Consider the following 23,517-nt stretch of genomic DNA (forward strand, 5'->3'; position numbering starts at 1 on the left):
TCTCGGTTATGTTGTCAATTTTTGGAAAGAAAAAAATCTCAGAAAATAACGTAGCCAACATCGTTGTCAACTTTATTTTTAAGCATACCGAAAACGGTTTCCCTGAACTAATTGAGATCGTTGAAAACACACCTGAGTTTATCGTAAAGCCCGATATAGATCCAGAAAATATTGAGGATTTTCTGATGATCGTATTGGTAGGGAATCTTAATTTCATCCCCATTTACTTTAATCCGGACCAAGAACAAAGGCTCAGAGATAAAATCATTGAAAAGTTTGCCAAGGCTACCCAGCTGGATGTAGCCACCCTAAAAACCCAAATTAAAACCTACAAAGATTTCATGGTTAGGGTTAACCACCCCTCTAAAAACATGATTTATGCAATGTCTAAATCATTTTTTAGAAAGTACGGATTAAATGATTGTCAGGAAGAATTTTTCCGTACCCAAAAAGTACCTAACCCAATGTTCCAAAAGAGATTGGATAGTGTAATGACAACCTACATCTTTAACTGGGAACAGTTTATAGGGAAATACAAAGTAGTGTAGAATATTTCTAAACCAATGTTTCTAGCCCGAAATGCTTCTCGGCCATATTTACCACCGAATTTCCAATTGCCAATGATGCCGTAGCCGCTGGTGACGGAGCATTTAGAACATGGATGTTATTATCGGCATGCGCTATTCTAAAATCGTCTCTAGTATCGCCATCCTCACTTAAAAGAAGTGCTCTTACTCCCGATCTACCCGGACGAATATCCTCCATAGTTAAACTTGGAATAAGTCGTTGAAGGGTTTCTAAAAATCTCTTTTTCGAAAAGGCTCTTCTGTATTCGTTTATTCCAAAAGACATGTTATTGAAAAACAGCTTCCAAGTCCCACCATAGCTTAGTGCATCAACCGTATCTTTTAAACTGAAATCTGTTTTTCCATACCCTTCCCTTTTAAAGGTAAAAACAGCATTGGGTCCGCATTCTATTTCTCCATCTGTCATGCGAGTAAAGTGAACTCCTAAAAATGGAAATGCCGGATCGGGTACCGGGTAAATTAAATGCTTCACTTTGTGTTTACCTTGATCGGTAAGCTCGTAATAGTCACCCCTAAATCCTACAACTTTTTCCTTGAGCTTAACGCCATCCTTCTTGGCCATTTTATCTGCCCAAAGTCCAGCGCAGAATATAACATGCTTCGCCTTAACTTGTTGTTTATTCGTTTTTAGGATGGAAATCCCATCTTGTTTAACAACAGCCTCTACTTTCTCACCCATGAAAACATCTGCCTGTTTGCATTTAGACAGACCAACTTCCACCATGGTGCGTGTAGCTTGCTTAAAATCTATAATTCCAGTACATGGAACTCGTATACCGGCAATACCTTCACAAAAAGGCTCAATTTCTTTTACCTGATCTCTAGTGATTTTTTCTATCCCTTCAATCTCATTCTCCAACCCGATGTTGAATATCTTATCTAGGTATTGGATTTCACGATCTTCTGCGGCGACTACCACTTTACCACATACGTCGTGGGTAACATTATACTCCTGTGCAAACTTTACCAGTTCCCTCCTACCTTGCACACAATGTGTAGCCTTTTGGGAGCCCGGCTTATAGTACAATCCACTGTGGATTACCCCTGAATTATTTCCCGTTTGGTGTGCTGCTAGATGGTCTTCTTTTTCAATAAGAGCTAGTTTAAGGTCTGGAAACCTAGAAGCCATTTTATAAAATGTTGCTGCTCCAACAATTCCTCCTCCAACTATAACAACATCATAAATTTTCTCCATCGGGAACTTATTTTTTGAGGTATGCACGCTCTTCTTTGGGCATGCTTAAAAGAATTAATAATCCAACTATAAAGAATACAATTAGGGCAAAAATGCTGTTTCGCATACTTCCCGTTAATTGCTCTATAAGACCGTAAGAAAGAATTCCTATAACCAGTCCAATTTTCTCTGATATATCGTAAAAACTAAAATATGAAGTGGTATCCTCCGTATCTGGAAGAAGTTTGCTATAAGTTGATCGGGATAGGGATTGAACGCCTCCCATTACCAGCCCAACAAATCCGGCAATTACATAAAAATGAACTGGAGTAGTTACCCACAACGCAGAAATACAGAGCACGCACCATATCAGTAAAACCACAGCCAGGGCTTTCACATTTCCAATTTTGGTACTTAACCAAGCTAAACCTTTAGATCCCGGTGCCGCAATAATTTGAATGATAAGAACGCTAACGATAAGTCCAACCGTTTTCTCGTCTTCACTCGCCCATGTAATTTCCTTGGTACCAAAGTAAACGGCCATAATCATTACCGTTTGTACTCCCATACTAAAAACAAAAAACGACGATAAGTAGCGCTTTAAACGTGGGGTGTTCTTAAGACCTTTCCATACTTGTCGTAACTCGTAAAACCCCTTTGAAAAAACTGGAACCTTTGGGTCTATTTTAACTGGGAATTCTGGCAGTTTTTTAACCGACCAAAATCCAAAGCCCATCCACCATATGGCGGTAATGACAAAAGACAAACGAGCATCCATTCCCACACCCATTACCAGGGCGAGGCAAATAATTAGCAAAATTGAAGAGCCGATGTAACCCAAGGAGTAACCCTGGGCACTTATCGCATCCTGCTGTTCTCTAGGAGCAATTAATGGTAAAAAACCATTGTAAAACACCAGAGATGCCCAGAATCCTAAACCAGCGAGCAGGTAAATTAACATGCTTAATTCTAGATATTCCATTTTAAAGAATGCAAGCGAAGCGCAGGAAATGGATCCCAGAACAAAGAAAAACTTTAGAAAAAACTTTTTTCGCTGCGTATAATCTGCAACCCCAGAAAGTAAGGGTGATAATATAGATACCAGTACAAACATGGTGGCCGAAACATAGCTAACCAAAGCGGTGTTAACCACATCGAATCCGAAAAAATTTACGATGTCACTTCCATCAGGACCCGTAGATATTTTCTCGTAAAATATGGGAAAGATAGCAGTAGTTACAACCAGGGGGTAAACCGAATTCGCCCAGTCGTACATTGCCCAGGCTCTAGTTACTTTCTTATCTGCCACTACCCCCATAGTACATTATTTGCTTAGCACTTTAATAGTTACCGATTGATTCTTTTCAGTAAAATCTGGATTCTCTTTGGTTCCAACAGTATCGAAATAATCAGCTTCTTCAATTACAAATCTGGTTTTATCTAATTTTTGTTCTGCAAGGTAATTCACAACAGCCTGGGCTCTTCCCTTTGCAAGGGTTTTGATTCTTGGGTTTTTCATTCCCATTTTCTCCTCTTCTTCGGAGATATGGCCTACAAATTTCAGTTTAAGATCCGAGTCCAATTTTGCGTATTTCAGCAATTCTTCCACTCCTTTTTGGTTGGGATCAAGCTTAAAGCTTCCCTGAGGAAAACCAATAACCAAACTCTCTATTTCTTTGGCTACATCGCTTTTTGAGACGTTAGATTCTACGGTAACCCTAACAATTTTAGGGGTATCTACGAATTGTTGCTTTTCACAGTCACACTTTTCCCCCTCTTCTAGCTCTTTAACCTCAACCCCATCTATATAATAATAGGCGTGATTTTGCTGGGCGCCACTAAAGTCTCCAGGTCTTTTTATCTTTTTGTAGTCAATATTTTTTTCTGATTCAAAAACACCTATGGTTATGTAGTTCTCTGCACCTTCAGCTTCATAAACATTACAAACGTCATCCCAATAAAGTTGGCGAGTAATGATAGATGGGGTGTTTAATTGCACCGAAGGTTCCATAAGGATATTGTAGCTCATTTCACCCATTTCGAAAGGCTCTGAACTAAAAACAGCAGCAACATTTGAAATGGCAAATTTGCTATCCTCCGATAAGCTCTGGTAAAAAGTAACACAGTAACGCTTACCTGCTTCCAAGCTCTTTTCTAATTTACCAGTTATATAGGTTCTTGGGTCTTTACCTTTATATGAGTAAGCTCTAATACCCGCGTAGTTATTACCGCTGTACGCCTTCTCCTTCCCATAAATATTAGAGGGAGACTTGGCCTCGTCGATTTTGGATTCTGGCGAAAACAAATCAGCCGGTGCACCATTTCCTGGTGCCCACCCTTTTGCGGCACTAATGGCACCTAAATCTTTAATTTTCTGATCAAGTTCTTCGAAATCACCATTGACAACTAGATTTGGACTTTGAGCAAAGGAGCTTATCGCAAATCCAAGCAGAAAAAAAGAAAGAAAGAATCTCATATTATTTTTTGTAAGCTTTTACCGTCTCTATGACTGTTTTAAGACTAGAAACTGGTGTATCTGGATACACACCATGGCCCAAGTTAACAATGTATTTTTGAGAACCGAATCTATCGATCATCTTGGTTACCTCCTGGGCTACGGTTTCACGCGTACCATATAAAACACAAGGATCTAAATTTCCTTGTAGCGTTTTATTCGGCGCCCATTTTCGCGCCAATTCAGGTGCAATATTCCAGTCTAATCCAAGTACCTGACAATCTAATTTGCTCATTTCCTCCATTCCAAACCAAGCACCCTTAGCAAATACCGTTACCGGCACTTCATTAATGGCCTTGCATATTTGCTGGATATATGGAAGGGAAAACGTATTGAACGTTTCAGGACTTAAAACTCCAGCCCAGGAATCGAAAACTTGTACAAGATCCGCCCCAGCTTTTATTTGAGTTCTCAGATAGGAAATAGTAAAGTCGGTTATTTTCTGTAAAAGCTTATGCGATGCTTCTGGGTTTTTATACAACCAGGCTTTGGCTTTTGAAAAGGTCTTAGAACCTTTCCCTTCTATCATGTATGTAAAAATGGTAAATGGTGCTCCAGCAAAGCCGATTAATGGCACTCTACCATTTAAAACTTTTTTGGTTTCAAGAAGTGCATCAGTAACGTAGGCCAAACTTTCTTCTGCACCTTCAACGGTAAGTTTATCTATATCACTTACTGAGCTAATTGGATCTGGAAAAACAGGACCTACCGATTCTACCATTTCATAGTTACACCCCATAGCCTCGGGCACAACAAGAATATCACTGAAGATTATTGCAGCATCTACCCCTAATATATCAACGGGCTGCACGGTTACTTCCGCCGCAAGTTGAGGATTCTTTACGAGTTCTTTAAAGCCAGAAACCGAAGCCCTAACGGCTCTGTATTCAGGTAGCGACCTACCTGCTTGGCGCATTAACCATACCGGTGGACGCTCTACCTGCTCACCTCTTGCTGCTCTTAAAAATAAATCGTTCTTCATCGCGGGCAAAAGTAAGGAAGTTTGGCCAGCCTATGCCTGATTACCCTTTGAGTTTTAACAATAAAAAAGGGGCAACAATGCCCCTTATCTAACAAGTTAATCATTCCTTAATTAAAGTCTGTAGGAAATAGACGCGTTTAATGTAAACCGATTTCCAGAAATACTATTGGTTCCTTCCTGTCCATCATTTTGCCACTTTCCAATTTTGTTAAAGTCTAAATGGTATCTAGAAATTAATCCAAGAACCATCTTACCAAATTCCTTCTTGACTCCCAGACCACCGACAGCTCCAAACTGTACGGAATTTAAGTTGTCTTTATCAAATCCTTCTCCCGTATTGTCGTCAATCAAAACATCCAACTTAGGACCAATTTGCACATATGGAATAATTCCATCGCTACTAATATTATAAGTATATAAACCCGATAGACTAAGGTAATTAAAACGCAACTGGGTTGTGGTTGACCCCGTTTCTTCACCCTGATTATTGGTGAATACGAACTCGTTTTGCCCAGATTTAACCAAGTACCCCAATCCAAAATCCAAACTCTGTCCTTCCTTTAATGGTTTAAGGAAACTAAATCTAAAATTGGCCTCAGTGGTGCTTTCCTCATATAAATTGGAATTTGGAAATGCGGCAATTTCATAATCTAGCGCTCCAAAGGAAACTCCACCTTGAAGAGATATTTCTTGGGCAAACAGGCCAAAGGAACAAAAGGTGATCAATACAAGTAGGGACTTTTTCATTTAATCAAAAATTATAGTTAATCAGACCAATTTACATTAAAAATGAAATCGTAAAAAAAAAAGCCCAGATAAGTTTAAAAAACCACCCGAGCTTTATGAAAATAAAATTCTCTGAGTTAATAATACACAGAGCGTGCGTTAAAATAGATTCCTGGCACCCTAGCCTTTATTCATTTCCTTTATCAAGTTAAGTGCGGATCCCGCCTTAAACCACTCAATCTGAGCGGTATTATAAGTATGGTTCAACTTTATCGTATCCTTAGAACCATCTTTATGTACTACTTCTATGTGTAAGGGTTTGTCTTCTGCAAACTGGTCTAAATCCAGGAAGTTAAATACATCATCCTCCTGAATTTTGTCGTAGTCGTTTTCGTTTGCAAAAGTTAGTCCCAGCATTCCTTGCTTTTTAAGATTGGTTTCGTGGATTCTTGCAAAAGACTTAACAATAACCGCCCTAACTCCGAGGTGTCTTGGCTCCATGGCGGCGTGCTCTCTAGAGGAACCTTCTCCGTAGTTATGATCTCCTACTACAACAGAAGGAATTCCCGCTGCTTTATAAGCTCTTGCCGTAGCTGGAACCTCACCGTATTCGCCAGTGATTTGATTTTTAACCTTGTTGGTTTCCTTATTGAAAGCATTAACTGCTCCGATTAAACAGTTGTTAGAAATGTTGTCCAAATGACCTCGATAACGCAACCAAGGTCCAGCCATAGAAATATGGTCGGTAGTACATTTGCCAAAGGCCTTAATTAAAAGCTTGGCTCCCGTGATGTTTTTACCATCCCAAGGATCAAAAGGGGTAAGAAGTTGCAGTCGCTCCGAATCGGATTTTACCACAACCTCAACACTAGATCCATCCTTAGCGGGAGCTTGGTAACCGTTATCCTCTACCGCGAAACCTAACTTTGGCAACTCAATCCCACTTGGGGGATCTAATTTCACCATTTCGCCATCTTCGTTTTCTAATGAATCGGTTAAGGGGTTAAAATCTAACCTTCCCGCTATAGCCATTGCTGCGACCAATTCCGGTGAACCAACAAATGCATGGGTGTTGGGGTTTCCATCTGCCCTTTTTGCAAAGTTTCTGTTGAAAGAATGCACGATGGTATTCTTTTTTTGCTCTTCAGCGCCAGCTCTAGCCCACTGACCAATACAAGGACCACAGGCATTGGTGAAAATCCTAGCTTCTAAATCTTTGAAAGCCTGCAGTACACCATCCCGTTCAGTGGTGTATCTCACCTGCTCCGAGCCGGGGTTGATCCCAAATTCTGCTTTGGTTTTTAGTTTCTTATTAACTGCCTGCCTCGCGATGGATTCCGCGCGAGTTAAATCTTCGTAGGATGAGTTTGTACAAGAACCAATTAGACCCCATTCTACCTCTAGTGGCCAACCGTTTTTCTTGGCTTCTACTCCCAACTTAGAAATAGGAGTAGCAATATCTGGAGAAAATGGACCGTTAAGGTGCGGCTCTAATGTGCTTAGGTCTATTTCTATTACTTGGTCGAAATACTTTTCTGGGTTGGCATACACCTCGGCATCACCTGTTAAATGCTCCTTTATACCATTAGCCAAGTCCGCAACCTCGTTTCTGTCGGTTGCGCGCAAGTAACGCTCCATGCTTTCATCGTACCCAAAGGTGGAAGTTGTTGCACCAATTTCGGCACCCATATTACAAATGGTTCCTTTTCCGGTACAGCTCAGACTTTTTGCACCTTCCCCAAAGTATTCTACTATGCAACCCGTACCACCTTTTACCGTAAGGATACCTGCTACCTTGAGGATCACATCCTTAGAAGCTGTCCAACCGTTTAATTTTCCGGTAAGTTTAACACCGATAAGTTTCGGGAATTTCAATTCCCAGGGCATTCCTGCCATAACATCTACGGCATCGGCTCCACCAACTCCAATGGCTACCATTCCCAATCCACCCGCATTTACGGTGTGCGAGTCAGTACCTATCATCATTCCCCCTGGGAAGGCGTAATTTTCTAGTACAACTTGGTGGATGATACCTGCTCCAGGTTTCCAGAAACCTATTCCGTATTTATTAGAAACACTTTCTAGGAAGTTAAATACCTCTGAGCTTTTATTAAATGCTTCCTGTAGGTCCTTATCAGCACCTATTCTTGCTTGGATTAGGTGATCGCAATGCACTGTAGTAGGTACAGCCGTTTTATCTTTTCCGGCTTGCATAAATTGCAACAATGCCATCTGCGCGGTTGCATCTTGCATCGCCACCCGGTCTGGATCGAAATCCACGTACGATTTACCGCGGGTAAATGCTTCCTTGGCCTCTCCGTCCCAAAGGTGACTGTACAAAATCTTTTCCGACAGCGTTAGCGGTTTATTCACCACTTTTCTTGCTGCGGCAATTCTTTTCGGTATACGGTCGTACACCGCTTTAATCATATCTAAATCAAATACTTTACTCATCTTAAGGTCATTTTTTGGGCGACCGTAAAATACAATTTGTAAGCGATTAGAACAACTAGTAGTCCTTTAGATATGTTAAAGAGGAGGAAAATTTAAGGAGTAGTTGAAGAAGTACATTTATCCAACCAATTTCTCCTTTGCATAGCCGAAATGCATTTAAGCACAGAAGGATTCAATATCAAACATTAATATCCAGAATACAATTTTGCATTCTGCGCGATTTTTAGGCACAAAAAAAACCCGCACTTGTTAAAGCGCGGGTTTTCCATATAAATAAATGAATCTCAACTTAAGCCAGTACCAAACTCTTCTCAGATGGCTTAAACTTGGTTAATACTATTCCGTCTACTGCTGCCTCATATTCTTCCATGGTTGGAGTGCGACCTAAAATGGTAGAAAGTACCACTACCGGAGTAGAAGAAAGTAAAGACTCTCCTTTTTTCTCTCCAGAATCTTTTACCACACGACCTTGGAATAAACGGGTAGAGGTTGCCATTACGGTATCTCCGGGCTCGGCTTTTTCTTGGTTACCCATACAAAGGTTACAACCTGGACGCTCTAGATAAAGCATGTTCTCGTATTTGGTACGAGCTGCAGCTTTTGGTGCGGCATCGTCGAACACAAAGCCAGAGTACTTTTCTAATACTTCCCAATCGCCTTCGGCTTTTAGTTCGTCAACTATATTATAGGTTGGAGGTGCTACCACAAGCGGAGCTTTAAACTCTACTTTTCCTTGCTGTGCCTCTATATTTTTAAGCATTTGGGCCAATATTTTCATATCGCCTTTGTGCACCATACAAGATCCTACAAATCCAAGATCTACTTTTTTAGTTCCGCCGTAATAAGATAGCGGACGGATGGTATCGTGGGTATAACGCTTAGAAACGTCTTCGTTATTTACGTCTGGATCTGCAATCATTGGCTCAGCAATCTCATCCAAGTCAATTACTACCTCTGCATAATATTTTGCATTGGCGTCAGGCTTAAGCGCAGGCTTGGTGCCTGTTTTAATCTCCTGGATTCTTTGGTTAGCTTTATCTACTAATCCCTGTAGTACTTGCTTATCGTTATCCATCCCCTTGTCTATCATGATCTGGATACGACCTCTAGCAATTTCCAAAGACTCGATAAGGGTTTCATCCTCTGAAATACAGATAGAAGCCTTCGCTTTCATTTCTGCAGTCCAGTCGGTAAACGTAAAGGCTTGATCCGAAGTAAGCGTTCCGATGTGCACCTCTATAACTCTACCTTGGAATACGTTCTCACCATCGAACTGCTTAAGCATTTGCTGCTGCGTAGCGTGCACAACATCACGGAAATCCATGAAGCTGCGCATTTCACCTTTGAAAGTCACTTTAACTGATTGTGGGATAGGCATGGTAGCTTCACCAGTAGCCAGAGCTAATGCTACAGTACCTGAATCTGCTCCAAAAGCAACTCCTTTAGACATACGCGTATGCGAATCTCCACCAATGATTATTGCCCAATCGTCCACAGTAATGTCGTTTAACACCTTGTGGATTACATCGGTCATGGCGTGGTATTTCCCTTTTGGGTCGCGTGCTGTAATTAATCCAAAGTCGTTCATGAATTTCATGAGCTTTGGAATGTTGGCTTTAGACTTATCGTCCCAAACCGAAGCGGTATGGCACCCCGATTGGTACCCGGCATCTACAATAGGGGAAATTACCGTTGCTGCCATCGCTTCTAACTCTTGCGATGTCATCAATCCAGTGGTATCCTGAGACCCAACAATATTTACCTCAACGCGCACATCCGATCCGGCGTGTAAAGTCTTTCCGGGAGTAGTTCCTACTGCATTTTTGTTGAATATTTTCTCAACCGCAGTAAGACCTTGTCCTTCAAGAGAAACTTCTTTTGCTGGAGCATATACAACTGGAGCCTCAACTCCTAGCACAGAGGCAGCAAAAGTCTGTAGTTTTTTACCAAATACCACTGCGTAAGATCCTCCTGCTCTAATGAACTCCATTTTTTGAGGAGTAAGCGCATCGGAGATATCTCTCAGCTCTTGATCTCCCTTACAAAGCTTTTTGGTTTTGGTATTAATGGTTAAAACCGTTCCGGTTTCAACAGAATATTTTTGTTCTAGAACTGGATCGCCATTTTCATCTACCACGGTATTTCCATTGGCATCTGTTTTCTTTACCCAGTTTTTAAGATCGATTCCAATCCCACCGGTTACACCAACAGTGGTTAAGAATATTGGGGAAATTCCATTTGTTCCCGCGATAATTGGTGCAATGTTGATAAATGGAACATATGGACTAGCCTGAATACCTGTCCAAAGGGCAACGTTATTCACTCCAGACATTCTAGAAGATCCAACTCCCATAGTTCCCTTCTCTGCAACAAGCATTACACGCTTATCTGGGTGTTTTGCTTTTAGCTCTTTTAGCTCTTGCTGCATTTCCTTATTGTGCTCGAAAATGCACTGCCCGTGTAGTTCTCTATCCGAGCGCGAATGAGCATCGGCTCCTGGAGAAAGTAAATCAGTTGAAATATCTCCCGTTCCTGCAATAAAGGTTACGATATCGATTTTTTCCTCTACTTCTGGAAGCTTGGTAAAGAATTCTGCCTCGCTATAGCTTCTAAGTAATTCCTTAGCAATTTCATTCCCTTCTTTATATGCTTTTTCGATACGGGCCATATCTGCCTCGTATAAAAACACCTGTGTTTTTAGGACTTCCGCAGCCTTATTAGCTATATCACCAGAATTCTCTAATGCTAGGTCTAGCAACACCTCTATTGAAGGTCCACCCTTCATATGTGAAAGCAATTCAAAAGCAAAATCAGGAGTAATTTCTTCTACCGACTCCTCATTTAAAATTATCGCTTTTAGGTACTTGGCTTTTGTAGCCGCTGCCGCAGTGGTTCCAGGAACTACATTATAAATAAAGAAATGCAAAGAATCTGCACGGTGTGGATTATCAAGGTCTTTAATCTGCTCGATAATCTCAGACAGTAATTCTGCGCTTTCAATAGGTTTTGGATGTAAATTTTGAGCTTTTCTTGCTTCAATTTCTTTAAGATACTCGTCGTATAGGCGCATAAAATACTGTTTTTAAAGGCTCGCGAAAATAATCAATGCAAGGTGTTTTTACAAGCAGTCGCACAGTGACTTACCTATATAGAATAACTACAGATAAGATGAGCAGCAACTATTTACCAGTAATATTTCTTCCCGACCATTTATCAAAAAATGCCCTTACTGTTCCTCCTTATTTTGGTCTAGCGTAATAATTTTCACTTTCTTCACGCAACAATTGTAGTCATGAAGGTATCTACAGAGAATATAAAGCTCGCTTTCCGCTCGGTAAAAAGTCAAAAACTTAGAACCATACTCACTGTTTTAATCATAGCCATTGGGATTATGGCTTTGGTGGGAATTTTAACCGCAATAGATGCGATTAAGGGAAAACTTCGTGACGATTTTGCCACCATGGGTTCCAACACATTTAGTATCACCCACAGAAATTTAAGACTTACTCGCGCCGACAAAAGGGAAATTAACCGAAAAATCACGTACCGCGAAGCAATGGACCTTAAGGATAGATTCAATGAAAACATTGGGTTTGTATCCATTTCTCAAGTAGCTACGGGTGCCGCAACATTGAAATATAAATCTGAAAAAACCAACCCTAACGTTCGCGTAATTGGAGGTGATGAAAACTATTTACTTACCACAGGATACAAAACAAGCTCAGGTAGGAATATTACCAAAACAGACGTTCAATTAGCCAACAACGTAGTGGTAATTGGTGCCGATGTGGTATCCAACCTGTTTAAAAAAGGGGAAAACCCTGTAGGGGAAGAAATTCGAGTTGGAGCGGGTATTTACAAAGTTGTTGGAGTACTGGAGTCCAAAGGAAATTCCATGGGATTCAGTGGCGACAATCAATGTATCATCCCCCTTTCTAATTTGCGGCTAAATTATGGATTGGATCAGGGAAGCTATAATGTAAACGTTATGGTTTACAACACCGAAAATCTAGAACCAGCTATTTCAGAAGCTACGGGATTATTCAGAATAATAAGAAAGGATCCTCCGGGGAAGGACAATACATTCTCTATAAGGAAAAGTGATCAAATTGCCAGCTTTGTAATCGAGCAGCTATCTCTTATTTCTGTTATTGCCACCGCAATAGGATTAATAACCTTGCTAGGTGCAGCAATTGGACTTATGAATATCATGTTGGTTTCCGTTAAGGAAAGAACCAGAGAAATTGGTACTCGAAAAGCCATAGGTGCCACCGCACAGTTAATTCGAAATCAATTTTTAATTGAATCCATTTTGATAGGTCAATTGGGTGGATTGTTGGGAATTGTCTTAGGAATCATCATAGGAAATCTCATCTCCAATGTTGTTGGGGGTGGATTTATTGTACCCTGGTTATGGATAGGAGGAGGAATTGCACTTTGTTTCTTTGTAGGTGTAGCCTCGGGTTATTACCCTGCTAAACAGGCAGCAGCCTTAGATCCAATTGATGCCTTGCGGTACGAATAAGCCAGAATTCCTTTTTTAAAGATTAAAGCGCCAGGATTCGGAAGATTCTTTGCGCCTTTTACCTACTATCTTTTCTGAAACATTAGGGCAAAAGAAAAGCGGGACTTACCAGGTCCCGCTCCTTACCACCAACCTTGGATTATCCTTTAATGAAGAGAAACTGCGGATAATCCATTTTTTGAACCAACTATGAACTTGTCATAGCCTTACTCTTGCTGTTTCCTGCTGCTAATATGCTTCGTTTTTAATTTCGAAAAATGAAATCTGAGGCTAATCAGGAAAAAAGTTAAACAGGGTCATAATTTTAATTATTGGGCAAAAAAAAAGCCCCCACGTAAAGCGTGAGGGCAAATTGAGAACAGTACTAACCCTACAACGTACTTATTCCTCAATAACTTCGAATTCGAACTCTGCAGAAACTTCTCTGTGAAGTTTTACAGTTGCTTTGTACGAACCTAATGTTTTAACGCTATCATCCTTTAAAATGATATGCTTTCTATCAATTTCTAATCCTTTTCCTTTGAAAGCTTCAGCTAACTGAATGGTATTAACGGAACCAAAGATTTTTCCGTTTTCACCAGCTTTTGCTCCAACAGTAAGTTTAACTCCACTTACCTTGTCAGCAAGTTTCTGAGCTTCATCTTTAATTTTAGCTTCTTTGTGTGCTCTTTGACGTTGGTTTTCAGCCAACACCTTTTTTGCAGACTCAGTAGCTAAAACAGCAAATCCTTGAGGAATTAGGTAGTTAAGACCGTATCCGTTTTTTACGGTTACTAGCTCGTCTTTATATCCTAAATTCTGAACGTCTTTCTTTAATATAACTTCCATTTTCTTTTACGCTTTTTAAGATTATTTCAAAAGGTCTCCAACGTATGGAAGTAAAGCAAGGTGACGCGCTCTTTTAATCGCCGTAGCCACTTTGCGCTGATACTTCAAAGAGGTACCTGTTACTCTTCTTGGAAGAATTTTCCCTTGTTCGTTTACAAATTTCAATAAGAAATTAGGGTCTTTGTAATCAATGTACTTGATTTTGTGCTTTTTAAAGCGACAATACTTTTCCCTTTTGGTTTCTATATCGATAGGGGTAAGATATCTTACATCTGAATCGCCTGCCATGATTTAATACTTTTTTAGTTTTCTACCTCTGCTTTTTTAGTTCTTCTAGACTCTACGTACTGAACGCCGTATTTGTCAAGTTTCACGGTTAAGAATCTCAACACGCGCTCGTCGCGACGGAAATCCAATTCCATGTTGGAAATAAATTCTCCGTTCACCTCAAACTCTAGCAAGTGGTAAAATCCGGTTGTTTTTTTCTGAATTGGGTAAGCCAGTTTTCTTAGGCCCCAGTTCTCTTCATGTTTAATAGTCCCTCCAGCCTCTTTGATAGAGTCTCTGTAGCGGGCTACTGCTTCCTTTGCCTGGTCTTCAGACAAAACGGGAGTTAAAATGAAAACAGTTTCGTAACGGTTAGACATAATATTATTTTTGAAAAAAGGACTGCAAAGGTATTAAACTTTTGTTTTTTAACAAGCATATATACCTTATTAACAATTTCTTGTCGGCTAAGAAATGCCGTTATATTTGCACAAAGCTAATTAGAATGAGTGATCAGTTTATCGTTTCGGCCCGTAAATACAGACCTGCAACCTTTGAATCGGTAGTTGGACAAAGCGCCGTAACTGATACGCTAAAAAACGCAATAAAAAATAATAAACTGGCTCAGGCCTTTTTATTTTGTGGTCCACGCGGAGTGGGTAAAACCACTTGCGCTCGAATATTAGCCAAGGCCGTTAACGCAGAAAACCCAGATCAACTCGAAGATATTGCTGATGATCAGATGAATATTTTTGAGCTGGATGCCGCCTCTAACAACTCCGTAGACGATATTAGAAATCTTATTGAGCAAGTGAGAATTGCTCCTGCAGGTGGGAAAAAATTTAAAGTCTACATTATTGATGAGGTACACATGCTTTCTGCCAGTGCTTTTAACGCCTTTCTTAAAACATTAGAGGAACCACCTTCATACGCCATCTTTGTACTGGCTACCACAGAAAAGCATAAAATCCTTCCCACTATTCTTTCTCGTTGTCAGGTATTCGATTTCCAAAGAATAAAGGTTCAGGACATTACCGACCACCTGGAACAAATTGCTCAAAAAGAAGGAATAAAAGCTGAAAGAGAGGCGCTACACATTATTGCTACAAAAGCAGATGGTGGACTTAGAGATGCACTTTCCATTTTTGATCAGATGGTGGCGTTCGGTGGTAAAGAAATTACCTACGAATTGGTAATCGAGAACCTAAACCTTCTCGATTACGAATACTACTTTAAAATTACCGATGGCCTAAATGGTGGAGACCTACCGAGCGTTCTAAATTTGTTCAACGACGTTTTATCAAAAGGTTTCGATGGACATAACTTTATTGTTGGATTGGCCGATCACTTCAGAAATCTGTTGGTAGGTTTAGATCCTAAAACCATAGATTTAATTATTGCTGGTGACGACTTAAAAGGCCGATATGCAAAGCAGGCCCAGGAAAGTGGAACCAACAAACTGGTTAAATGGTTGAAGCTTTGTAACAAGGCAGACAATAACTACAAGGCTAGTAAACACCCTAGGTTATTAGTAGAGCTGGCATTAATTGAAATGCTAGAATCTGAGATGGAAGAGCTAAAAAAAAAAGTAGCGAGCCCAAATTAAAGGAGCCTTCCAAAAAATCGACACCGTCCGTTACTGGTAAGACTCAGGCGGATGCACCGGCTAAAAATCCCATCCTACCTCAAGAAAAAACCAGTGTTAGCCCAACGCCGCACCCAAGCAACGACACTAAACCTCAACCCCAAGGTGATAAGGAAGCGGTAAAAGCGAAGGGAAAAGTCCCAAAAATAGGATTGACCATAAAACAGCTTAAAGCGCAGCCTAAAGCAAAAGATGAAGCTGGGGCTGAAATAACCGAATTAAGCGCTGAGGAGCGAGCCAAGATGCCCAAGTCGGAGGTTACGCTAGATATGCTTATCGCAAAATGGGACGAGTATGCTTTGCGGGTAAAAGCCAACAAAAACGAAAGCTTTTTTAGTACCCTAAAATTATCGGATCCAAAGCTTGATGGAACCACCATTAAATTTGGAATTGCCAATTCGGTACAGGAAAAAGATTTCGAACTCAACCGCCAGCCACTACTCGATTTTTTAAGGTCTGAACTCAATAACTACAGTTTAGAATTGGAACTCATTAAAAATGCTCCAATCAATACACCCATTTTATATTCCGAGGAAGAACGATTAAAAGCCATGGTGGAAAAAAATCCTCACTTGGCAACGCTTATTAAAAAACTTGGACTGGATTTTTAATTACACATCATGGTCTCACCATTTTTAAGGCATAAAAAAAGCCGACTAAGATTTTAGTCGGCTTTTTCTTTGAATACCATCTGATGTTTAGAAATTCTTAGCTTCGCTTTCGCAAATTACCTCATCCTTCTCGTTGATTAATTTAAACTCAACGCGTCTATTTTTCTGATGCTCCTCTTCGGTGCAGTCTACGTAGTTACCACACCTGTTTTTTAGCTCAGTTTCTCCGTAACCCTTAGGGATTAATCTAGATTTTTTAATTCCCTTTTTCACTAACCATTTCACAACAGAAGCTGCTCTCTTATCAGAAAGGTTATAGTTATATGAGTCGCTACCTCTGCTATCAGTATGAGCCGCAATCTGCACTCTAACATTCTTAGAGTTACTCAAAATCTGGTACATTTTATTGAGGTCGGTAGAAGCATCTTCTCTAATATCGTATTTATCAAAATCGAAATAGATATGTTTGAACTCTACATTACAAATAAAATCCCCATCCTTTAGTACCAAGTTCTGCTTGGTAGTAGATTTTGGCTTGATATTGTCGGTATTTAAGTTCACAACATCTGGCTTGTATCCCTGACGATCTGCACTAAGCTGATAATCGAAATTTGGGTACCATTCTATTTTAAATAAACCAGTAAAGTCGGTTGTAACAGTTTCCTCTTCACCCGTATCCATGTTTCTTAACGTAACCTGGGCGTCGGCAACCGGAAGTTGAGACTTTTCCTCTATTACAATACCTTCTACAAACGCATCGTAATTAGGATAGAGAAGAATCTTTTTCTTCAAGGTTTCCCCAGGTTTAAATCCAGCCGTATTGATAATTTCCTTTCTAGTCTGGTAGTTTTCTTTGCTAACCAGGATTTTATACTCCTTATCAATGGCTAATGGATAGGAAACACTACCGTATTTGTTGGTATTAACGGGACTAAAAACTTGTCCTTCTTGCTCAACGATTAATTGAGCTGCATCTATCCCCACACCTGTAGTAGCATCTACCACTTGGAAATCTGCAATAATACCTTGTTGTCTTCCGCGGTAAATGTCATCTCCACCTTTTCCTCCAGGACGATTGGATGAGAAGTAATAATCTTGGTTATTACCTGTGTAAACTCCAAAATCATCGCGTGTGGAGTTTATAGGAGCTCCGAGATTAAAAATGTTACTGAAGTTACCCGAAGTATCCATTTTCGCTCTGAAAATATCTAGACCTCCCATTCCTGGGTGTCCTGTAGAAGAAAAGTAGAAGTCACCGGCAGCACTTACAAAAGGGAACATTTCATCTCCAGGAGTATTTATGTCTGGACCCAAGTTTACCAACTCACCAAAAAGTAAATCGTTGGTTAATTCGGCTTTCCAAATGTCGGTTCCACCGTAACCACCTGGCATGTCTGAAACCACATAAAGTGTTCTTCCATCCAAACCAAAAGCAGGATGTGTATACGAATAAGCTGGATCATTGAAGCTTGCTCCAAATGGTTTACCATAAGCCCCATCATCCGCTAATTCGGACAACATAACTTTTAACTTAACCACGTTATCCACTTTACTTTCCGTGCTTTTGCTAAAAATAAAACCAGGTTGATATTGGTTTCTTGTGAAAGCCATTAACTTACCATTAGGAGAAAAGCATGCAAGTCCATCGTTGTACTCCGCGTTAGTTTTGCCAGAGAAAAGTACTGGTGTTCCATAGGTTCCGTCCTCAGATATTTTACTTTTAAAATTATCCGAATAAGGATTTCCAGTCCATCCAAAAGTATTATCCAACTTAAATGGAACGGAACGGTCCGAAGTAAATACAATGCTATTTTGGTGTACTACCGGAGCAAACTCATTATACTCCGAGTTTAAAGCATTAAATGCCGCCACCTGAAAAATAATAGGTCTATTTCTAAGGTTTTCTGCTTGAGCAATAGAGTTTAATCCACTTTCAGCTCGTTTATCATCTGGCTTCCATTGCTGGTAACTTTCGAACTGAGTTCTGGCCTCTTCGTAGCGACCTAACTGCTTTAGCGTTTGTGCGTAATAAAGCCTGTTTATTGGTTGAGCTTCATTGTTTATCCCTTTTTTGAACCAAACCACAGCCTTTTCGGGTTGAGCCATTAAGCGATAACAATTTGCCAAACGCAACATGGCGTAATGGTTTTCGGTCTCTTCTTCTAAAACTTGCTTGTAAACTTCAGCAGCCTCGGCATATTTTAAGTTGGAATATTTATCGTCGGCCTTTACTAGTTTAGAAGACTGAGCATAAGAAACCACGGTGCTTAAGCTAATAAGCAAAAGGATCAAATAACGTAACGATCTCATTGGGGTTTGTTCGTTTTTTTATTAGAAGTAAGTAACAAATCTAGGCGAAGTCATGGGTTTTGACTTTCCAGCGATATCAATTCCTAAATAAACTTCGTGAGAAACCCCAGCAACTGATGCGTAATTTGAGGTTTTAAAGTCGTAACCATAGGCAACATTAAGATGCTTGTTTAGCTGAATTTGAGCCATTGCCACCCATGCTCCATCCGTTCTATAGGAAGCGCCAATTAAGAATCGATCTGCGATGATTCCAGAAAGGTTTATATCCCCGTTACTTGGAGATTCATTTGCCTCAGCCAAGAATAGGTATTTCACTATTGTTGAAGCCCTTAGCTTAAAGTTGTTACTTACCGGAAGTAAATATCCTCCCATAAAGAAGTAATGCCTTCTGAAGCTTAAATCGTTATCATTCCCTTCCTCTCTTTCCTTATTTAATAAAAGCATAGAAGAAGCCCCAAGGAAATAATTAGGATGATAAACATACACCCCAGCAGAAACATTTGGTTTAGAAATTCCCTGATTCAACTGGTTGATAGTTTGATCATCAGGATTCTCCGCCCTTAGCTTGCTGGTTTCGTAGCTTATGTTGTAAATAGATCCCTCTACACCAAAGGACAAAACCGTTTTTTGACCAAGAGGAAGTCTGTAAGCTAGTTGAGCTGAGTACCCTTGTCGGGTTTGCACACCAATATTTTCACTAGAAAAAAGTAGTCCAGCAGCCAACCTTTTAATGGTAGCCCCTTTTCCAAGTGGAGTATGAAGTCCTATATTAAATGTTTCGGGATTACCCTCTACACCTACCCATTGGGTACGGTAATCAGCATTTATACTAAATGTATTTCTAGACCCCACATAACCTGGGTTTATCGTTTGCTTGTTAAACATAAACAAGCTGTACTGTGGATGTTGCTGTGCATTACCTATGAAGGGAAGACACAATAACGATGCAATAAAAATTCTATATAAACTTTTCATCAATCTTATCTTTTAATGGTAACAAATCCAGCTAAATCCTTAATCTGTCGACCACGCTCTAGTCTAATTTTGTAGTAATAGGTTCCATCGGGAAGTGGGTCTGAAGAATTTAGATAAGTCCCATCCCAGTCGTCTTGATAATTGTGTGCTGAATAAACCTTATCACCATAAATGTTGTAGAACTGAACTCCTACTCTATCGTAACTAGGTAAGTCTAGGCCAGAAACCCAAGTATCATTTCTACCATCACCGTTAGGAGTATAGATGTTAAACAGGTCATCCTCGGTTACTGTAATTGGTTTTTCCTCTTCTGGCTCTGGAAGGGTATCGCTTTTACAAATCTCCTTTTTGTTTACTAGAGTAGATAAAATGCTTTCACAGCCATTAAAGTCGGAGATCGTTACGATGTACTCCCCTTCTCCCAATCCAGACAAACTAGAACTTGTTTCTCCAGTATTCCAATCGTAGAAATATGGAGCTCTACCTCCGTTTGTTGAAGTAACTGCTGTTCCATCAAATGGAGGCTCACATCCTGTTTCTGTTGAGGAAATGCTGGTTACCATAGCATCGCGAGCAACTAATGGGAAAATTCCATTGGCTTCGCATCCAAGGGTATCGTACACGCGCACTGTGAAGAAACCTGGACCTAAATTCTCCAGAACAGGACCAAATTCACCATTATTCCATTCAACCGTAACATCTGTTGCAGCTGTAACTTCAATTTCGATCATACCGTTGGCGTCACCTGCACAAGTTTCCTCAACCAATTGCAGTTGTCGGATAACAGGAGCTCCTACAGTGGATAATTCCAAGTGAAGGATATCCTGACAACCGGTTGCAACATTAGTTACAATCACGGTGTAAATACCAGGAGCGAGTCCAACCAAATCTTCGGTATCCAAACCGTTCGACCAGGCAATAGAATAGTTTCCAGGAATTCCTATGGTTAAATTAATAGCACCAGTTGGCTCCGAACACAAACTTGGAGTTACCTCCGCTGATAGCTGGAAGTTACTTTGATTGATTACAGTATACTTTTCAATTCGCTTACATCCATTTGGGAAAGTAACGGTAGCGATGTACACCCCAGGAGATAGATTTCTAATAATTGGCGTTTCAGCACCATTGGACCAATTAACGATAGCACCATTAGGTATTGTCAAGAAAATAGCTCCATCATTAGAACCACAATTTGAATGGCGCACCCAATGAACAAACTTCGGTGCATCGATATCATTTACAATAAATTCCTCGCTAGCCGAACAACCTGTAGTAGTTTCGGTAACAGTTAGCGCATATATACCACTTGGGATATTAGATAGCTCTGGAGTGGTTGCTCCATTAGACCAAATAAATTCGAAACTTCCTTCTTCAACGTTTAAGTCAACGCTAATATTTCCATTTGCATTTCCACAAGTAGGAAGGGTAACCTGAGCATCAATTTCAATGTTGTTAGATTCAAGTGCGTAAGCACCAAATAAGCTACAACCGTTATCTCTAAACACTGTTACACCATATAAACCAGGAACATTGGTAGTGATTTCACGCGTTGTTTCTCCGTTAGACCATAAATATCCAGCGTACCCCTCTGGAGCGGAAAGCGTTGCAGCCGATTGTTCACAAACAAAAGTGGATGTTCCCAGCACTTCTATACCCTGCGTACCAGGTTGGTAAAATGCAGCGTATACGCGAACACTAGAGTTCAATCCAATAACTGGTTCCTGCACCAATTTAATCCCTTTAACAGGAGGAAGGCTATCTGGAACAATACCTCCAAGAACGTAGGGAGAAGCAGAACCGCTACTTAAACCTAAAACAGAACCTAAAATCCCTGCAGCCTTTTCAGCTGCCACTAAATCCAACAAAGTGAAATCCTCGAACTGTGCTAGTTCATTACCTAAGTCGTCTAAAAGAACAACCGTTAAATTTTCAATTACTCCTGCATCAAGCACATCGCTATTTGCAGCTACAACAAATCCAACATAATCACCCGACTGAGCTGCAGATGAAAATTCAAGTGTTACAAATGCGTCATCAACCAATCCAACTGGTAAGTCAAGGGTTGCATAGCTATTTGGGTTGTTATCAATGATATTTCCGACATCGCTAGCGTTAGCGAAGTCATTAACCTTGGTTGCCTGGGTTGCAGGACAAGCACAGTCGGCAAAAACCGAGAATAATGCCAAATCTTGAACAACGTTAGCCAAAGCTTCAATTTCGAAACGTACACGCTGAATTTCGTATGCTCCAAAAGGAGTAGGTATAGTAATAAGAGACAAGCCACTTTCTGCAGATATAAGCTGCACATCGGTGGTGTTTATGTTTTCCCTTTTCACAACCACATTACCTTCTATATCAAACACTGTAATCACCAGTTGATCTAACACATCGGCATTTAGCGTTTGATTTAATGATTGAACCGAAAAAGAAAGATTTGAACCTGCTGCTTTAGGGTTATCAAAGCCAAGTTCTAAAAAAGCTGAGGTTTCTAACAAAGATGCTCCTAAAGTAGAAGTAAGTGTAGCATAGGTACTTGGATCACCATCAACGGCGTTCTCTGGATTCTCTACACCAGACGGACAGATAAGTGGAACCATAGGATCACAAGCCCCAAAATCTAGAACCTGAGTTGCAAAAGGACTATCTATCCCATTACAACTAGAACTTCTTACCAAAACAGAAGCCGAAACCTCACAGCCATCGAAACGCGTACCTGTAACCGTATATAATCCTGGTTTGTCTACGGTAATATTTGGTCCGGTTTGACCAGTGCTCCATAAATAAGAATCGTAATTACCGGTAGCAATAAGATTAACTGTTTCGCCATCATTAATTGCCACTTTGCTAGCAACGATATTCATTGCTAATTGATCGGAGTAGTAAAGACCAGAAAAAACGGCTAAATCGAAAGAAACCCCGACAATTGGAGCCACCTCAATTTTTATTGATTTGATTGGCTCGCTAACCGTAGACTTGGTATTGAAACCTATAATGGCCTTTCCGTTTGTGGAACCTCCCAGATTAAGAATAGGACCTAATAACCCTGATAAATTGTCTAGAATAATTAGATCGGAAATTGTAAAGTCTTCCTTTCTATCTAATTCTTGACCACTAGCCGCATAGGCTACTAGGGTAATATTTTCTATTAGACCTAACCCAAGAAGAAGGTCTGCCGAAGCAACCTTAAACCCAACAAAATCTCCAGGGTTTGCAGCCACTGGAAAAGTAAGACTCAAATTAGCAACGTCCGCAACAGAAATAGGTAAATCTAAAACAGCTGCTGTTTCTGGATCCTCATCCACTGCAGCGCCAGGATTGGTAGTATTTCTACTGTTCAGTACTGTGGTTGCCTCTATGGCAGGACAGTTCCCATCGGCGAAAACATTAAATATCGCTATCTCCTGAACCAGATTCACAAGAGCAGTGAACTCAACTCTTAATCTAGCTATGGAATAGTTACCAAGAGGAGTAGGAATTTGAAGAATCACCCCTCCCCCTTCGTTGGAAATAACTCCAAGCTGCTGGAGAGAGATGTCTTCACTTGAGAAAACCTCTACACCAAGACTGTTGTAGCCATAAACCGCGATTTGCTGAAAAACATCAATATTTAGGTTTTGGTTTAGCTCTCCAACTTCAATTCCAAGGACGGAACCACCCTGAACTTTTTCGTCGAATCCGAGCTCAACAAAGGCCGTATTATTAATTAATGAGGTACCCACATTGGATCTCATTACTGCAAAATTACTCCGATCAGCATCTACAATTGCCGTAACATTCTCAATCCCTGAGGGACAGGTAACAGCGTTTATAGGGTTACAAGGACCAGAAGAAATTACACGATTGGCAAAATTTTGTCCAAAAGCCAGTGAGCTTAGGAGGGCCAGCGTGATTGACAACGTAAACCGCTTCATAGATAAA

Annotated in this window: 17 protein-coding genes; 4 read left to right on the plus strand and 13 right to left on the minus strand. The window is 40.4% G+C overall.

Annotated features, from left to right (window positions below; all coding sequences use genetic code 11):
- The first annotated feature begins 8 nt into the window (after positions 1 to 8).
- Positions 9 to 548, plus strand: coding sequence for a hypothetical protein (locus FRX97_RS04080; RefSeq protein WP_147013668.1), 540 nt, complete (start codon positions 9 to 11; stop codon positions 546 to 548).
- 7 nt (positions 549 to 555) lie between these two features.
- Here the strand turns inward: FRX97_RS04080 and lhgO are convergent, their stop codons facing one another.
- The 7 genes from lhgO to FRX97_RS04115 form a co-directional block, all read right to left on the minus strand.
- A complete protein-coding gene (gene lhgO, locus FRX97_RS04085) occupies positions 556 to 1,782 on the minus strand; it encodes an L-2-hydroxyglutarate oxidase (protein WP_147013669.1) in 1,227 nt (408 codons plus the stop codon).
- A 7-nt stretch (positions 1,783 to 1,789) separates the two neighbouring features.
- Positions 1,790 to 3,079 carry an MFS transporter gene (locus FRX97_RS04090; protein WP_147013670.1) on the minus strand — a complete coding sequence of 430 codons (1,290 nt, stop codon included), beginning with the start codon at positions 3,077 to 3,079 and terminating at the stop codon, positions 1,790 to 1,792.
- 6 nt (positions 3,080 to 3,085) lie between these two features.
- A complete protein-coding gene (locus tag FRX97_RS04095) occupies positions 3,086 to 4,237 on the minus strand; it encodes an OmpA family protein (RefSeq protein WP_147013672.1) in 1,152 nt (383 codons plus the stop codon).
- A 1-nt stretch (position 4,238) separates the two neighbouring features.
- A complete protein-coding gene (gene hemE, locus FRX97_RS04100) occupies positions 4,239 to 5,258 on the minus strand; it encodes a uroporphyrinogen decarboxylase (protein WP_147013674.1) in 1,020 nt (339 codons plus the stop codon).
- 111 nt (positions 5,259 to 5,369) lie between these two features.
- A complete protein-coding gene (locus FRX97_RS04105; RefSeq protein ID WP_147013677.1) occupies positions 5,370 to 6,005 on the minus strand; it encodes an outer membrane beta-barrel protein in 636 nt (211 codons plus the stop codon).
- 159 nt (positions 6,006 to 6,164) lie between these two features.
- Positions 6,165 to 8,438, minus strand: coding sequence for an aconitate hydratase (locus tag FRX97_RS04110; protein WP_147013679.1), 2,274 nt, complete (start codon positions 8,436 to 8,438; stop codon positions 6,165 to 6,167).
- Positions 8,439 to 8,727: 289 nt separating this feature from the next.
- The gene (locus FRX97_RS04115) at positions 8,728 to 11,508 is read right to left on the minus strand and encodes a bifunctional aconitate hydratase 2/2-methylisocitrate dehydratase (RefSeq protein ID WP_147013681.1); all 2,781 of its coding nucleotides are present in this window, start codon (positions 11,506 to 11,508) and stop codon (positions 8,728 to 8,730) included.
- A 222-nt stretch (positions 11,509 to 11,730) separates the two neighbouring features.
- On the opposite strand from FRX97_RS04115, the gene FRX97_RS04120 reads away from it, so the two are divergent.
- The gene (locus FRX97_RS04120; RefSeq protein WP_147013683.1) at positions 11,731 to 12,963 is read left to right on the plus strand and encodes an ABC transporter permease; all 1,233 of its coding nucleotides are present in this window, start codon (positions 11,731 to 11,733) and stop codon (positions 12,961 to 12,963) included.
- Positions 12,964 to 13,344: 381 nt separating this feature from the next.
- Here the strand turns inward: FRX97_RS04120 and rplI are convergent, their stop codons facing one another.
- Genes rplI through rpsF form a run of 3 tightly spaced genes read right to left on the minus strand, consistent with a single transcriptional unit; the run spans position 13,345 to position 14,438 of the window.
- Positions 13,345 to 13,791, minus strand: a complete 447-nt coding sequence (gene rplI, locus FRX97_RS04125; RefSeq protein ID WP_147013685.1) for a 50S ribosomal protein L9 — start codon at positions 13,789 to 13,791, stop codon at positions 13,345 to 13,347.
- Between the two features lie 21 nt (positions 13,792 to 13,812).
- Positions 13,813 to 14,079 (minus strand): 30S ribosomal protein S18, encoded by a 267-nt coding sequence (gene rpsR / locus FRX97_RS04130; RefSeq protein WP_147013687.1) that lies wholly within the window; start codon positions 14,077 to 14,079, stop codon positions 13,813 to 13,815.
- A gap of 14 nt (positions 14,080 to 14,093) precedes the next feature.
- Positions 14,094 to 14,438 (minus strand): 30S ribosomal protein S6, encoded by a 345-nt coding sequence (gene rpsF, locus FRX97_RS04135; RefSeq protein ID WP_147013689.1) that lies wholly within the window; start codon positions 14,436 to 14,438, stop codon positions 14,094 to 14,096.
- Positions 14,439 to 14,563: 125 nt separating this feature from the next.
- Between rpsF and dnaX the strand changes: the two genes are divergently transcribed.
- Both dnaX and FRX97_RS04145 read left to right on the plus strand, forming a co-directional pair.
- Positions 14,564 to 15,664: a DNA polymerase III subunit gamma/tau gene (dnaX, locus tag FRX97_RS04140; protein WP_147013691.1), complete on the plus strand. Its 1,101-nt coding sequence runs from the start codon at positions 14,564 to 14,566 to the stop codon at positions 15,662 to 15,664.
- 191 nt (positions 15,665 to 15,855) lie between these two features.
- On the plus strand, positions 15,856 to 16,314 hold the full coding sequence (locus tag FRX97_RS04145; protein ID WP_147013693.1) for a hypothetical protein: 459 nt from the start codon (positions 15,856 to 15,858) through the stop codon (positions 16,312 to 16,314).
- Between the two features lie 87 nt (positions 16,315 to 16,401).
- Here the strand turns inward: FRX97_RS04145 and FRX97_RS04150 are convergent, their stop codons facing one another.
- From FRX97_RS04150 to FRX97_RS04160, 3 genes are read right to left on the minus strand one after another with little or no spacing between them, the layout of a single operon-like run.
- Positions 16,402 to 18,624, minus strand: coding sequence for an OmpA family protein (locus FRX97_RS04150; protein ID WP_147013695.1), 2,223 nt, complete (start codon positions 18,622 to 18,624; stop codon positions 16,402 to 16,404).
- Between the two features lie 21 nt (positions 18,625 to 18,645).
- Positions 18,646 to 19,599, minus strand: a complete 954-nt coding sequence (locus FRX97_RS04155) for a PorP/SprF family type IX secretion system membrane protein (RefSeq protein ID WP_147013697.1) — start codon at positions 19,597 to 19,599, stop codon at positions 18,646 to 18,648.
- Between the two features lie 5 nt (positions 19,600 to 19,604).
- Positions 19,605 to 23,510 carry a gliding motility-associated C-terminal domain-containing protein gene (locus tag FRX97_RS04160; protein WP_147013699.1) on the minus strand — a complete coding sequence of 1,302 codons (3,906 nt, stop codon included), beginning with the start codon at positions 23,508 to 23,510 and terminating at the stop codon, positions 19,605 to 19,607.
- Positions 23,511 to 23,517 lie beyond the last annotated feature (7 nt).

This window comes from Luteibaculum oceani (assembly GCF_007995015.1).
Taxonomy (GTDB): Bacteria; Bacteroidota; Bacteroidia; order Flavobacteriales_D; family Luteibaculaceae; genus Luteibaculum; species Luteibaculum oceani.

Bases quoted from the DNA above. Each gene is read 5' to 3' on its own strand.
- FRX97_RS04080 (WP_147013668.1), top strand. From the start codon at position 9: ATGTTGTCAATTTTTGGAAAGAAAAAAATCTCAGAAAATAACGTAGCC.
- lhgO (WP_147013669.1), bottom strand. From the start codon at position 1,782: ATGGAGAAAATTTATGATGTTGTTATAGTTGGAGGAGGAATTGTTGGA.
- FRX97_RS04090 (WP_147013670.1), bottom strand. From the start codon at position 3,079: ATGGGGGTAGTGGCAGATAAGAAAGTAACTAGAGCCTGGGCAATGTAC.
- FRX97_RS04095 (WP_147013672.1), bottom strand. From the start codon at position 4,237: ATGAGATTCTTTCTTTCTTTTTTTCTGCTTGGATTTGCGATAAGCTCC.
- hemE (WP_147013674.1), bottom strand. From the start codon at position 5,258: ATGAAGAACGATTTATTTTTAAGAGCAGCAAGAGGTGAGCAGGTAGAG.
- FRX97_RS04105 (WP_147013677.1), bottom strand. From the start codon at position 6,005: ATGAAAAAGTCCCTACTTGTATTGATCACCTTTTGTTCCTTTGGCCTG.
- FRX97_RS04110 (WP_147013679.1), bottom strand. From the start codon at position 8,438: ATGAGTAAAGTATTTGATTTAGATATGATTAAAGCGGTGTACGACCGT.
- FRX97_RS04115 (WP_147013681.1), bottom strand. From the start codon at position 11,508: ATGCGCCTATACGACGAGTATCTTAAAGAAATTGAAGCAAGAAAAGCT.
- FRX97_RS04120 (WP_147013683.1), top strand. From the start codon at position 11,731: ATGAAGGTATCTACAGAGAATATAAAGCTCGCTTTCCGCTCGGTAAAA.
- rplI (WP_147013685.1), bottom strand. From the start codon at position 13,791: ATGGAAGTTATATTAAAGAAAGACGTTCAGAATTTAGGATATAAAGAC.
- rpsR (WP_147013687.1), bottom strand. From the start codon at position 14,079: ATGGCAGGCGATTCAGATGTAAGATATCTTACCCCTATCGATATAGAA.
- rpsF (WP_147013689.1), bottom strand. From the start codon at position 14,438: ATGTCTAACCGTTACGAAACTGTTTTCATTTTAACTCCCGTTTTGTCT.
- dnaX (WP_147013691.1), top strand. From the start codon at position 14,564: ATGAGTGATCAGTTTATCGTTTCGGCCCGTAAATACAGACCTGCAACC.
- FRX97_RS04150 (WP_147013695.1), bottom strand. From the start codon at position 18,624: ATGAGATCGTTACGTTATTTGATCCTTTTGCTTATTAGCTTAAGCACC.
- FRX97_RS04155 (WP_147013697.1), bottom strand. From the start codon at position 19,599: ATGAAAAGTTTATATAGAATTTTTATTGCATCGTTATTGTGTCTTCCC.
- FRX97_RS04160 (WP_147013699.1), bottom strand. From the start codon at position 23,510: ATGAAGCGGTTTACGTTGTCAATCACGCTGGCCCTCCTAAGCTCACTG.